Annotated in this window: 10 protein-coding genes; 4 read left to right on the forward strand and 6 right to left on the reverse strand. The window is 72.0% G+C overall.

The genetic code is table 11. The annotated features are described in order from the left end of the window. Positions 1-23 precede the first annotated feature (23 nt). Positions 24-851 (reverse strand): LLM class F420-dependent oxidoreductase, encoded by an 828-nt coding sequence (locus tag AB0C62_RS13810; RefSeq protein WP_362972664.1) that lies wholly within the window; start codon positions 849-851, stop codon positions 24-26. 84 nt (positions 852-935) lie between these two features. Beyond that, a complete protein-coding gene (locus AB0C62_RS13815) occupies positions 936-1,487 on the reverse strand; it encodes a hypothetical protein (protein ID WP_362972665.1) in 552 nt (183 codons plus the stop codon). Between the two features lie 354 nt (positions 1,488-1,841). Between AB0C62_RS13815 and AB0C62_RS13820 the strand changes: the two genes are divergently transcribed. Both AB0C62_RS13820 and AB0C62_RS13825 read left to right on the forward strand, forming a co-directional pair. Further along, positions 1,842-2,276: a protease inhibitor gene (locus tag AB0C62_RS13820; protein WP_362972667.1), complete on the forward strand. Its 435-nt coding sequence runs from the start codon at positions 1,842-1,844 to the stop codon at positions 2,274-2,276. A gap of 348 nt (positions 2,277-2,624) precedes the next feature. Next, positions 2,625-4,202 (forward strand): phosphatase PAP2 family protein, encoded by a 1,578-nt coding sequence (locus AB0C62_RS13825; RefSeq protein WP_362972669.1) that lies wholly within the window; start codon positions 2,625-2,627, stop codon positions 4,200-4,202. Between the two features lie 22 nt (positions 4,203-4,224). Here AB0C62_RS13825 and AB0C62_RS13830 read toward each other — a convergent pair whose 3' ends face one another. Then, a complete protein-coding gene (locus tag AB0C62_RS13830; protein WP_362972671.1) occupies positions 4,225-5,727 on the reverse strand; it encodes an MFS transporter in 1,503 nt (500 codons plus the stop codon). Positions 5,728-5,914: 187 nt separating this feature from the next. Between AB0C62_RS13830 and AB0C62_RS13835 the strand changes: the two genes are divergently transcribed. Next, positions 5,915-6,340 (forward strand): metalloregulator ArsR/SmtB family transcription factor, encoded by a 426-nt coding sequence (locus AB0C62_RS13835; protein ID WP_362972673.1) that lies wholly within the window; start codon positions 5,915-5,917, stop codon positions 6,338-6,340. Positions 6,341-6,346: 6 nt separating this feature from the next. After that, positions 6,347-6,883, forward strand: coding sequence for an SRPBCC family protein (locus AB0C62_RS13840; protein ID WP_362972675.1), 537 nt, complete (start codon positions 6,347-6,349; stop codon positions 6,881-6,883). Positions 6,884-6,887: 4 nt separating this feature from the next. Here AB0C62_RS13840 and AB0C62_RS13845 read toward each other — a convergent pair whose 3' ends face one another. The 3 genes from AB0C62_RS13845 to AB0C62_RS13855 are packed head-to-tail and all read right to left on the reverse strand — an operon-like array spanning position 6,888 to position 12,746. Continuing rightward, the gene (locus tag AB0C62_RS13845) at positions 6,888-9,716 is read right to left on the reverse strand and encodes an NHLP bacteriocin export ABC transporter permease/ATPase subunit (RefSeq protein WP_362972677.1); all 2,829 of its coding nucleotides are present in this window, start codon (positions 9,714-9,716) and stop codon (positions 6,888-6,890) included. A gap of 1 nt (position 9,717) precedes the next feature. After that, on the reverse strand, positions 9,718-11,940 hold the full coding sequence (locus tag AB0C62_RS13850) for an NHLP family bacteriocin export ABC transporter peptidase/permease/ATPase subunit (protein ID WP_362972679.1): 2,223 nt from the start codon (positions 11,938-11,940) through the stop codon (positions 9,718-9,720). Continuing rightward, a complete protein-coding gene (locus AB0C62_RS13855) occupies positions 11,937-12,746 on the reverse strand; it encodes an HlyD family efflux transporter periplasmic adaptor subunit (protein ID WP_362972681.1) in 810 nt (269 codons plus the stop codon). The genes AB0C62_RS13850 and AB0C62_RS13855 overlap by 4 nt, the downstream gene beginning before the upstream one ends. Positions 12,747-12,797 lie beyond the last annotated feature (51 nt).

Here is a 12,797-nt window from a genome sequence, read left to right on the forward strand (position 1 = left end):
TCCGGCGGCGGGGCCCGGCGTCGTCAGCGGTGTGCGGACACGGCGGCGGCCAGTTCGTCGAGGGTGCGCAGGGTCTCGTCCTCGGGCCGGGTCGGGAGGTACAGCAGGACGCGGTCGACACCGAGTTCCGCGTACCGGTCGAGGGTCTCGCGGTCGTGCCGGCCCGCGTACACCACCACGCCGGGCGCGTCTCCTGCCGTCTTCCTCAACTGTGCGATGCGACCGCCCAGTTGATCGGCCGGTACCCCGGTCGGCATCCAGGCCGCCCCGTACTCGGCGACCCGGCTGAAGGCGTGCTGCCCGTCGCCCCCGACCCAGATCGGCGGATACGGCCGCTGAACGGGCTTGGGCCACTGGAAGACCGGGTCGAAGTCGACGAACTCGCCGTGGAACTCGGCCTGTTCCCTCGTCCACAGTTCGATCATGGCGCGGATTCGCTCGTCCATGAGCCGGCCGCGACGGGTCGGATCCGTTCCGTGGTTGCGCATCTCCTCACGGTTCCAGCCCGCGCCGACCCCGAACACGGCGCGTCCGCCGGAGACGAGGTCGAGGGAGGCGACCTCCTTCGCCGTGCTGATCGGGTCGCGCTGGACCACCAGCGCGACCCCGGTGCCCAGCAGCAGCTCACTGGTCACGGCCGCGACGGCGCCGAGCGCCACGAAGGGGTCGAGCGTCCGGTAGTACACGCGCGGCAGTTCGCCGCCGGCCGGATAGGGGGTCTCCCGGCTGACCGGAATGTGCGAGTGCTCGGCCAGCAGCAGCGCGTCGAACCCGCGCTCCTCCAGGGCCGGGCCCAGCGCCGCGGGTCCGATCCCCTCGTCCGTGAGAAACGTCGACACCCCGAACCTCATGTGCGACCACCTCGTCTCGTCGGCATCTGTTGCCAGTGTGACGCGGTACCCCGCGGAGGGCCGCTCAACGCCGGGACGGACGGGTCATTCCTCGTCGTCGGCGGTCTCCTCCGGCGCGGTGTCCGGACCCTGGGAGCGGACCCGGCGCACGTGCTCCAGGGATGTCCGCAGGTCGGCGAGCCAGTCGTCGGTGTTGCGCTGCACGAGACGCACGCACCAGGCGAGGGCGTCGCTGCGGCTGCGGGCCACCCCGGCCTCGACGAGCGTGTCGAGGACCTCGCGTTCGGGCTGGCGCAGCCGGGTCATCACCGGCGCGGCCACGTGCGTGAACAGAGCGCGCTCGGTGCCGCACTCCACTCCCCAGGAGACCTTCCGGCGGAAGCGGTGCTCCGCCTCCCGGGCCACCGCGACCCGCTCCTCGCGGGTGCGCTCGCGGAACTCCTGGACACGCGCCTTCAGCGCCGCCGCCTTCTCCGCGTCCGAGGCGCCTTCGGCGAGCTTCGGCTCCGGGATGCGGCCGACCACCGTGATCTCCTCGCGGTCGACCGTCACCTCGGCGAGGCTCTCGAAGAGATCGTCGGGCAGCCGGCCGGCGAACCAGCCGCGCAGCTTCTCGTTCTGCTCCGTTGTAATCATGTAATCAGCCTTACTCGCTTGCCGACCCAGGGCAAGCGTGGCAGCGGAAGTCCGCTGTGGGCGGAAGCGGCGGGGCGAAGTCGAGGCGCCTCGCGGGGTGAACCGGAATGTTTCAGGCCTATTGCCGAGCCGTGCCAATCCGGCCAGGGGGTGGTCGCCGACGATCAACAACCGCACAGGCGTGGGCTTCACGCGTTCGAATTCCGTAACTTCACGCCACTACTTCAATACTCAAAGTTACCGAAACGCATGGGGTCGATGTGTGTTTCCGGTGTGGACTCGGCAGACTCGCGCTCGCCGAACCGGCACCGACCGAGCCGGTATCGCATTCGATCGAGCGGAAGGATGCACACAATGCCGAACACCGCGCGCTGGGCAGCGACTCTCACTCTGACGGCCACCGCCGTCTGCGGACCCCTCATGGGATCCGCGACCGCAGCCCCCAGCCTCGCCCCGTCCGGGCTCTACGCCCCCTCTGCCCTGGTGCTCACCACGGGCCACGGCCAGAGCGCGGCCGACGCCACGCCGGAACGCGCCGTCACCCTCAACTGCGCACCGACGGCCTCCGGGACGCACCCGGCCGCCGTCGACGCCTGCGCCGAACTCCGGGGGATCAAGGGGGATCTGGAAGGACTGACCGCCAGAAACGACGTCTTCTGTACGAGGCAGTACGACCCTGTCGTGGTGACCGTGGCCGGCGTCTGGCAGGGCAAGCGCGTGGCGTACGAGCACACCTTCGCCAACGAGTGCGTGAAGAGCTCCTACGGGATGACCGTCTTCGCGTTCTGAGACCGGGATCGCGTGGCCCCCGTGGACAAGGACCGGGGTCCGTTGCTGGGGAGTGCGGGCCCCGTCGCGGGGGTGCCATGTGATTTCGCACCGAGGGTCGGCCGACGGAGTGGGGCTGTCGGCCGGCCTTCGGCATGTCCGGGAACCGACGCCCGTCGCGCGATAGCGCGACACGTCTGCCGCCGCTCGTGGCGTTCCGTCGCGCGCGGCGCCGGCTCGTCGCCGTGGACCGCGGCCGGGGACGGTCCGCCGGACGGCAGCGGTCGTACACCGCCGCACGGCGCAAGGGCCTCACCGTTGCGAGTCACCCGGCATGCCGACCGGGACCGGACGGCGTACCCGTGGACCATGGGTGCACTCGGCGAACTGGACCAGCGGCTGTTCACACGGGTCGCGGCGGCGCGGGTCCCCGGCGCCGACCCGGCGCTGCGGCGGCTCAGTCACGCGGCCGACCACGGACGGCTGTGGCTCGGGACCGCGGCCGGACTCACCCTCGTCGGAGGGCACACCGCGCGCCGCGCGGCAGTACGGGGCCTCGGTTCCCTGGCGATCGCCTCGCTGACCGTCAACACGCTGGTGAAATGGAGCGCCCGGCGGCCCCGCCCGCTGCTGGACGGCGTCCCCCGGGTCCGCCTCCTCGAACGTCAACCGCACACCACGTCGTTCCCCTCCGGGCACTCCGCCTCCGCCGCGGCCTTCGCCACCGGCGTCGCCCTGGAGTCCACGCGGTACGGCGCGGTGGTCGCGCCGGTGGCCGCGGCAGTCGCCTTCTCCCGCGTCTACGTGGGGGTCCACTTCCCCGGAGACGTGCTCGCCGGCGTGGCCATCGGGGCGGGCGCCGCCTTCCTCACCTGCCGCTGGTGGCCGCCACGAGCCGCCGTACCGGAGCGGGAACGGCCGGTGGCACCCGCGCCCGCCCTCCCGCTCGGCCGGGGACTGGTCGTGTTCGTCAACCGCCACGCCGGTTCCCGGGCGCCCGCGACGGCGATGCCGCCCGCCGACCGGTTGCGTGACCTCCTGCCCGAGGCCGAACTGGTCGAACGGGGCGCCGACGGCGACTTCGCGGCACTGCTCACCGAAGCCGCCGACCGGGCCGCCGAGGCCGGCGGTGCGCTCGGCGTCTGCGGCGGCGACGGCAGCGTGAACGCCGCGGCCCGCGCGGCGGCCGAACGCGGCCTGGCGCTGGCCGTGTTCCCCGGTGGCACCCTCAACCACTTCGCCCTCGACGTCGGCGTGCCCGACTTCGAGTCCACCGCCGTCGCCGTGAGCGGGGGAGAGGCGGTGGCGGTCGACATCGGCGCGGCCCGCCCGGTCACCGGGCAGGAGGTGCGGTTCCTCAACACCTTCAGCATCGGGCTGTACCCCGAACTCGTACGCATCCGCGAGCACTTGGAGCCCCGGTGGGGCAAGTGGCCGGCCGCCGCGGTCGCCCTGGCCCGGGTGCTGCGCACCGCGCAGCCGATCGAGCTGGAGGTCAACGGCCGCCCGCGCCGGCTGTGGCTGCTCTTCGCGGGCAACGGCCGGTACGTCCCGGAGGGTTTCGCCCCGGCGTTCCGGCCCCGCCTGGACGACGGACTCCTCGACGTGCGCATGGTCGACGGAGAACACCGCCTCGCCCGGACCCGGGTCGTCGCCTCCGCGCTCGTGGGGGCGCTGCGCCACTCACGGGCCTACGGCGCCGAGCAGGTCCGCTGGGTGGAGCTGACCGGCGTCTCCGGCACGGACACCCTCGCCTACGACGGTGAAGTCGCCTCCGCCGCAGCCGCGTTGCGGCTGGAGAAGGAGCCCCGGGCGCTGGTGGTGTACCGGCCCGCCCGGCCGCTCGACGAGGTACGCGCCGAGGCGCGCCGGGCTGTCGCGACGGCGCGCCACCGGAGACGGATGAGGGGCCGCCGTCTCCCTGCAGACGGCGGCCCCTCGGCCTGATGGTGATCGGCTCAGGGCGCGATCACATGTGGACGACCGGTGCGGCCTCCGGGTCCTGGGCGGGCTTGCCGCGGGTGTAGAGGACCAGTGCGATGAGCGCTCCGGCGGCGAAGAAGCCGGCCGACCACCAGAACGCGGTGGTGTAGCTCTCGATCGTCGACTGGGCCTGGACCAGCTTGTTCGTCGCGTCCTTGCCGACCAGGTAGCTGGTCGCGGCACTCGCGGCGAGCGTGTTCAGCAGCGCGGTGCCGATCGAACCGCCCACCTGCTGCATGGTGTTGACGGTGGCGGACGCGACACCCGCGTCCTCGGCGGCGATCCCGCTGGTGGCCAGCGACATGGCGGGCGGCATCACCATGCCGAGTCCGGCGCCGATCAGGAGCACCTGGGGCAGGACGTCGGTCGAGAAGGACGAGCCGATGCCGATGCCGGTCAGCCAGGCCATGCCGACCGCGGCGACCGCGAAGCCGGCCGGGATGACGACCTTCGGGCCGATGCGCGGCACCAGCATCGTGGTGGAGACCTGCGCCATGACCATCAGCGTCGCCATCATCGGCAGGAAGGCCAGACCCGTCTTGGTGGGGCTGAAGCCGAGGTTGAGCTGAAGGTAGTAGGTGAGGAAGAGGAAGACACCGAACATGCCCGCGCCGGTGATGAGCACGGCGAGGAACGAGGCGGCCCGGTTGCGGTCCAGCAGGACGCGCATCGGCAGCAGCGGGTGCTTGGCCCGCGTCTGCCACCAGACGAACGCGGTCAGCAGCAGCCCGCCCGCGACGAGGAAGCCCCAGGTGGCGGGCGAACTCCAGTCGTGCGTCTCGGCGTTGGAGAAGCCGAAGACCACGGCGAACAGACCGGTGGAGACCAGCAGCGTGCCCGGCAGGTCGAGCTTGGAGCCGGCCGCGTCACGGTGGTTGCTCAGCAGGACCCAGCCGCCGGCGAAGGCGACGACCGCGAAGACGAGGTTGACGAACAGGGTCCAGCGCCAGTCGAGCGCGTCGGTCAGCACACCGCCGAGCAGCAGACCCACCGCGCCACCGGCACCGGCGATCGCGCCGTAGACGCTGAACGCCTTGGCGCGCTCCTTGGCGTCGGTGAACGTCGTGTTCAGCAGGGACAGGGCGGCGGGCGCGAGGAGTGCTCCGAACACACCCTGCAGGGCCCGGGCGGTGACCAGCATCCCGAAGCTGGTCGAGGCGCCGCCCAGCACGGAGGCGCCGGCGAACCCGGCGACACCGACGAGGAAGGCGGGCTTGCGTCCGAACAGGTCCGCGATGCGCCCGCCGAGCAGCAGCAGGGAGGCGAAGGCCAGGGAGTAGGCGGTGACGATCCACTGCCGGTTGCCGTCGGAGAAGCCGAGGTCCGCCTGGGCGGAGGGAAGGGCGATGTTCACGATGGTGGCGTCGAGCACCACCATCAGCTGGGCGATCCCGATGATCGAGAGGATCCACCACCGCCGCTTCGACGTGGCTGCGGACGTCGCGTCCGCGGCACCCGTGCCGGTGCCTTCGGTCAGGGTCTGAGACATGGGAGAAGCACTCCAGGGAAGTTGCTCGACGTTGCGTGCACGTAAACGAAACGGTTTCGTACACATCGACGTTTCGAGATTAGACGGCGCCGAGCGAAACGGCAACGTTTCGCTAGTCCGGGGCGTGTGACGTCTGTCGCCCCTTCATTCCTTGACAGGCATATAACCCGCGGGGCATATTGTGAGCGTGTCCGACGCCTCCCTCTGGGCCGCGCTCGCCGACCCCCATCGGCGAGCCATCGTCGCCCTGCTGCTGGAGCGACCGCGGGCCGTCGGCGAGCTGGTCGAGGCCTGCGGTCTCAGCCAGCCGAGCACCTCGAAGCATCTGAGGGTGCTGCGCGACGCGGGGCTCGTCCGGGTACGGCAGGACGCGCAACGCCGGGTCTACGCCCTCGACCCCGCCCCGATCGCCGCCCTCGACGCCTGGCTCGCCCCGTACCGCGCGCTGTGGAACGAGAGCCTGGACACGCTCGGCCGCCGCCTGGACGAGGCGTCGCCCCGGGACGCGTCCCCCTCGGCCCCGCCCGCACGGACACCGTCGGGCGACGCGACCCCGCCGCACGGGACCCCACGCGAACCGACATCACCTCCAGCCCCCTCACCGAAGGACTGAGCCGCCATGTCCGCCGAACCCACCGCCCCCACCGGGACGTTCCTCACCCTCGACGACGGCCGCCCGGCCGTCCGCTTCACCCGTACCTACGACCACCCCGCCGAGCGGGTCTGGCGGTTCGTCACGGACCCGGACGAACTGGCCGCCTGGTTCCCCTCGCGCGCCGAGATGGACCTGCGCCCCGGCGGTACCGTCACGTTCAGCGGCGATCCGAACATGCCGGAGTCGACGGGCCGCGTCCTCGCCGCCGAACCCCACCGCCACCTCTCCTTCGCGTGGGGCGACGACGAGCTGCACTTCGACCTGGAAGCCCTCGACGGCGGGGGCACCCGTTTCACGCTCACCAACGTGCTGGCCGCGCGGGACACGGCAGCCCGCAACGGCGCCGGCTGGGACGTCTGCCTCGCCGCCCTCGACGCCCTGGCACACGACGAGCCCTCGGGCGGACCGCACGCCGGAGGGCTCACGCGCTGGCAGGGGATCTACCGCGCGTACCTCGCCGCGGGCGTTCCCTCGGGCGCCCCGGTGCCCGGAACGCACTGACCTCTCAGGCGAGTTGGCGGCGCACGAGCTCGTGCAGCCGCCCGCCCGTGTCCGCCAGCAGCTCGGCGGGCGTGCCCTGCTGGGCGACCCGGCCGTCCTCCATCACGATGACGCGGTCCGCGTCCAGCACCGTCGACAACCGGTGCGCGATCACGACCCGGGTGGCGTTGAGCGCCTTGGTGCTCTCGATCACCGTGCGCTGCGTCTCGTTGTCGAGGGCACTGGTCGCCTCGTCGAAGAAGAGGATGCGCGGCCGGCGGATCAACGCCTGCGCGATCATGAGGCGTTGGCGCTGGCCGCCCGAGATCGCGCCGCTGCCCGACACGAGCGTGTGCAGGCCCATCGGCATCCGCCGGATGTCCTCGGCGAGACCCGCCAGCTCCGCGGCGGCCATCGCCTCCTCCGGCGTGTACGGCTCGGTGCCGCAGATGCAGTCCAGAATCGACCCGGTGAAGGGCTGCGCGTGCTGGAGCACCACACCGCACTGCCGCCGTACCGCGGACTGGTCGAGCGCCGCCAGGTCCTGGCCGTCGTACAGGACGCTGCCCGACACCGGCCTGTCGAAGCCGATCAGCAGGCGCAGCAGCGTGGACTTGCCGCAGCCGCTCGGGCCCACGACCGCCACGAACTCACCGGGGCGGACGGTGAACGACACGTCGTCGAGGACGAGCGGGCCGTCGTCGGCGTACCGGAACGACAGCCTGCGGGCCTCGAGGCCGCCGGACAGCAGGCCGGGCCGGGTGCTCGCGACCTTGACCTCCGGTGTCGCGTCGAGCACGGGCCTGATCTCCTCGAACATCGGCAGTGCGGCGGCCGCCGAGACGAAGGCGCCGGTGATCTGCGTGACCGAGGTCAGCAGCATCGTCACCGACGTGTTGAAGGTGAGGAACTCGGCCGCGGACAGCGAGCCGTGCGCGGGACCCGCGAGCAGCATGAACATCAGCAGCGAACACAGCGGCAGGTACACCGCTCCCAGCACCGCCGTGAGGTTCTTGATCCGGCCCACCCGCTGCTGGAGCTCGCGGCTGCGGGCGAACTCGCCCGCCCAGGCGGCGTACGCGTAGTTCTCCGCCGCCGCGACCCGCAGCTTGGGCAGGCCGCGCAGGGTCTGGAAGGCCTGGTTGTTGAGTTTGTTGCTCAGTACCACCAGGCGCCGCTGCCAGCGCACCTGCCACAGACCGAGCCCCAGGAACACCGCCGCGATGACCACGAGCATGCCGATCGCGGCGAGCGCCATCGGCACGCTGTACCAGAACAGCAGTCCCAGGTTCATCGCACCGACCGTGCCCGCCTGCGCCAGGGTCGGACCGACGCCCGCGAGAAGCCGGCGGATCGCGCTGATGCCCATCGCGGCACTGGCGAGTTCACCCGTCGAGCGGGAGGCGAAGAACGTCGTCGGCAGCCGCAACAGCCGGTCCCAGACGGCCGGTTGCAGGCTCGCCTCGATCCGGCCCTCCATCCGCAGCAGAGTGAGGTTCTGCAGCAGCATGAACGCCGCCGACACCACGCTCGTGACCATGAGCGCGAGACACACCTGCACGATGAGCCCGTGCTGGGCCTTCGGCACGTACTCGCCGAGGACCCGGCCGGTCGCGATCGGGACCAGGGCGCCGATCGCGACGGTCACCAGTCCGCTGACCGCGAGGTTGCGCAGATCACCGGCGGTGCCCCCGAGGCAGAAGCGCAACAGCCGCAGCGGGCTCAGCCGCCGCTCGGGCAGCGGGCGGTAGAACATCACGCCTCGCGCCTCGAACTCGGCCGCGTTGGCCTTCTCGACCGGCGTTTCCCGTCCGGACGACGGATGCACGGCCACGTACCCGCCGCGCCGCCACAGCAGCGCGACCGGGGTGCCGGACACGGCCCGACGGCCGACCAGCGGGCCGATGTCGTCCCGCCACCAGCGCCCGTCGAGACGCACGGCGCGCGTGCGGACCCGTGAGGCGAGAGCGATCCGCTCGACCGGGTCGAGGCGGTCGCTCTCCGTGCCGCTCTGCGCCGGCCCGGCCAGGGTGATCCCCGCCGCGCGGGCGACCAGCTTGCAGGCAGCGTGGGTGGCGTCCGTGTCGGCCGGGGTCGGGCGCTTGTCGGAGCGCCTGCCGATCGAGGCGAGCAGCGCGCGGTCGGCCTGTACGCGGACGGCCTCACCCGCCCTGATGCCGGCCGCCGTACGGTCCTCGTGACCGGCTTCCACCTGCTCGATCCAGCGGTCGAGCGTGGACAGCAGCCGGTACTGCTGGTCGACCATGCCCTGCCAGACACCCGGTTCCATCAGCAGGTCGGCCGCCGCCTCGGCCCCGTACAGCGAGCCGTACCGCACACTGCCCGGCGGCACCCGCATCCAGAACACGTCGTCGTCGGTGAGCGCGGCCGCGTTCTCGGTGGCCATCGGTGCCTGGAAGAGGATGGACAGACTGCGCCCGACCCCGAGGGCGAGGGCGTACTCCAACGGGCTCTCCGTCGGCGGCACGTACTGCGGATTGCCGTACGCGTCGTAGGACCAGGTCGCCGTGTCGGCCTGCTGGTACAGCTCCCGCAGGGCGATGCGGTGCACCACGCAGTCCCGCAACGGCCGCCCCACCAGGGTGTGTTGCGGCCCGGTGACCGGACCGAGCAGCAACGAGCCCGCCTCCAGCCGGCCGAGGTGATGCCAGTGCCCCTGCTGAGCGGCGTCCACCGCGAACAGGTCCATCGCTCCCGCCGCGACCAGCCACAGGACCTGCGGCCCTTCCAGGTCGAGACGGTTGAGCCCGGTGCAGTCGAACGGTGTGCCCATGCCGCCGAGCGCGCCGAGGACGAGGTCCCCTTCGTGCACGCCCTCGTGAACCGTGGTCATCTCATCGCTCCTTGACCAGCGCGGCGTAGGGTCCGCCGGCGGCGACCATCGCGTCGTGCCGGCCGCGTTCCACGACCGTGCCGTGTTCGAGCACGACGATCTCGTCGCTGTCCCGCACGGTGCTGAGCCGGTGCGCGATCACCACGCACGCGCAGCCCCGTCGGCGCAGGTTGTCCATGACCGTCTGTTCGGTCTCCGCGTCGAGGGCGCTGGTCACCTCGTCGAGCACCAGGATGCTCGGCCTGCGGACCAACGCCCGGGCGATCTCCAGGCGTTGACGCTGGCCGCCGGAGAAGTTGCGGCCGTCCTGCTCGACCCTGCTGTGGATGCCGCCGGGGCGGCGCGTCACGACGTCGTACAGGGCGGCGTCCCGCAGCGCGGTGACCACGGCGTCGTCCGGGATGGACGGGTCCCACAGCGCGACGTTGTCCCGCACGGTCCCCTCGAAGAGGAAGACGTCCTGGTCGACGAAGGACACGGACGAGGCGAGCGCGCCGCGCGGGATGTCCTCCAGGAGCCGTCCGTCGATGCGGATCGTGCCCTCCCACGGCGTATAGAGGCCCGAGATCAGCCGGGAGACGGTCGACTTGCCGCTGCCCGACCCGCCGACCAGCGCGACCTGCCGGCCGGGTCCCACGGTCAGCGAGAAGCCGGTGAGCAGCGGCTTGTCGAGCGGGCTGTAGCCGAACGTGATGTTCTCCAGCTCGACATGGCCCCGCAGACGCCGGGTGGAGTCCCCGCCGCCGGGCCGGGCGTACAGCGGGTCCGTCCGGAAGTTCTCGACGTCCTTGAGCCGGGCCACGTCGGCGGCGAAGTCCTGGATGCGGCCCGCGACGCCGTTCAGCCGGGTGAGCGGCGCGGTGAAGCGGGTGACGAGCGCCTGGAAGGCGACCAGCAGACCCACGGAGATGTGCCCCTCGACCGCCCGCAGGCCGCCGATCCACAGGATCAGCGCGCTGTTGAGCGTCGCGAGGGTCGGGGCGACGACACCCAGCCAGGCGCTCGGCACCCCGAGGCGCTGCTGCTCCTCCAGGGTGGTGGCGTGCTGTCCGGCCCACTTGCGGAAGTAGCCGTCCTCACCGCCCGTCGCCTTCATCGTCTCGATCAACTGAAGCCCGGTGTAGGCGGTGTTGGTCAGCCGGGCGGTGTCGGCACGCAGTTTGGCGGTGCGGGTCGCGCGCAGCCGGATCACCACGCGCATGGCGACCACGTTCAGCAGCGCGACACCGATCCCGACGGCCGTGAGCTGGGGGTCGTACGTGTAGAGCAGCACGGCGTACAGGACGACGACGATCGCGTCCACGCCGGCGGCCGCGAGATCGCGGGCCAGGGTCTCGGCCACCGCGTCGTTCGACTGGAGGCGCTGCACCAGGTCAGCCGGGCTGCGCTGGGAGAAGAACGTGACGGGCAGGCGCAGCAGATGGCGCAGGAACCGGGCGCTGGAGAGCGTCGAGGAGATGATGCGCCCCCGCAGCAGGTTCGCCTGCTGCAACCAGGTGAGCACCACGGTGAGCAGCACGGAGGCACCCATCGACGCGAACAGCACGCCGAGCAGCGAACTCTGACCACCGATCAGGTACTGGTCGATGTAGGTCCGGCTGAGCGCCGGGACCGCCGCGCCGACGGCCACCAGCAGCAGACTCGCGAGCACGGCCGCCGGCATCGTGCCCGACGTCCCGCGCAACCGGGCCGGCATCGCGCCCAGGATGCCCGGCCTGCGGCCTCCGGTGCGGAACTCCGGGCCCGGCTCCATGACCAGGACGACTCCGGTGAAGCTCGTGTCGAAGTCCTCCATCGGCACGAACCGGCGGCCTTTGCCCGGGTCGTTGATGTGCACGCCGCGACGTCCGAACCGGCGGCCCATGCCGTCGTACACGACGTAGTGGTTGAACTCCCAGAACAGGATCGCGGGCGCCCGCACCTCGGCGAGCGCGGTCGTGTCCATCTGCATGCCCTTGGCGGTGAGGCCGTAACCGCGCGCCGCCTTCAGCAGGTTGCTCGCCCGGGAGCCGTCCCGCGAGACACCGCACGCGATGCGCAGCTCTTCGAGCGGGATGTGCCGGCCGTGGTGGCCGAGCACCATGGCGAGGGAGGCCGCGCCGCACTCGACCGCCTCCATCTGGAGCACCGTGGGGGTGCGCACGGCCCGGACGCGGCTCTTGGGCACGGCGCGCCGGGGTGGGGCGGCGCGCCGTCTGCCCCGGGTGTCGGGGGTGGTGGTCACGGCAGGAGCCAATCGACGGGGCGCTGGTCGGCCAGCCGGATCGAACCCGTGGCCAGGGACATCGAGGTGAGGGGGAAGGGGGGTCCGTCCGCGGAGGACCACTTCAGTCCGCTCCTGGTGCCGGACGAGCGGTCGAGCCGCACCAGGACGGCCACCGGCCTGCCCTTCCTGCTGAACTGCTCGCCGAGTTGGTCGTCACCGAGGTAGGCGGCGATCTGCTGCCGGGTCTGCACGCTGCGGCCGACGGTGGCCACATGGCCGCGCAGCACGCCGTACCGCTGGGCCGGTACGGACTGGAGTGCGAGGTCGACGGAGGCGTTCGCGGGAAGCGTCGCGGCGCTCTCGGCCGGGACGTACACCGTCGCGTACAGCGGGTCGTCGGTGTGCGCGACCTTCTCCACGGACGCCACGTTCGCGCCGGTCGAGATGATCGCGCCGATGGTGGCGACGAGCGCCGTGACGCGGCCCGCGGCGACCGTGCGCACGACGGTCGTGGCGCCCTGTGCGGTACGGACCTTGACCACGGGGGCGTGGGCGGGGAGCCGCTCGCCCTCCTTCGCGACGACGGAGGTGACCTGGCCGGCGACGGGGCTCTGCAGGAGGTAACTGCCCTGGCCGTGCGTGAGGACGGCGGGCGCGCTCACCGTGGAGGAGACGGTGCCGGTCACGGCCCACACGGAGGCGGCGGCCATGACGACGACGGTCACGGCCAGCACGAGCCAGCCCTGCGGGCGGGCGAAGCGCACCGGGAGGTCGAGTTCCTCGGGCGACTGGAGCTTGGCGAGGGCCTGTTGACGGAACTGCACGGAGCTTCCCTCACCTGTTTCGAGAGAGGTACGGCACCCGGAAGTCCCGGA

Origin of the sequence: Streptomyces sp. NPDC048643 (genome assembly GCF_040650615.1) — a bacterium.
Lineage (GTDB): Bacteria > Actinomycetota > Actinomycetes > Streptomycetales > Streptomycetaceae > Streptomyces.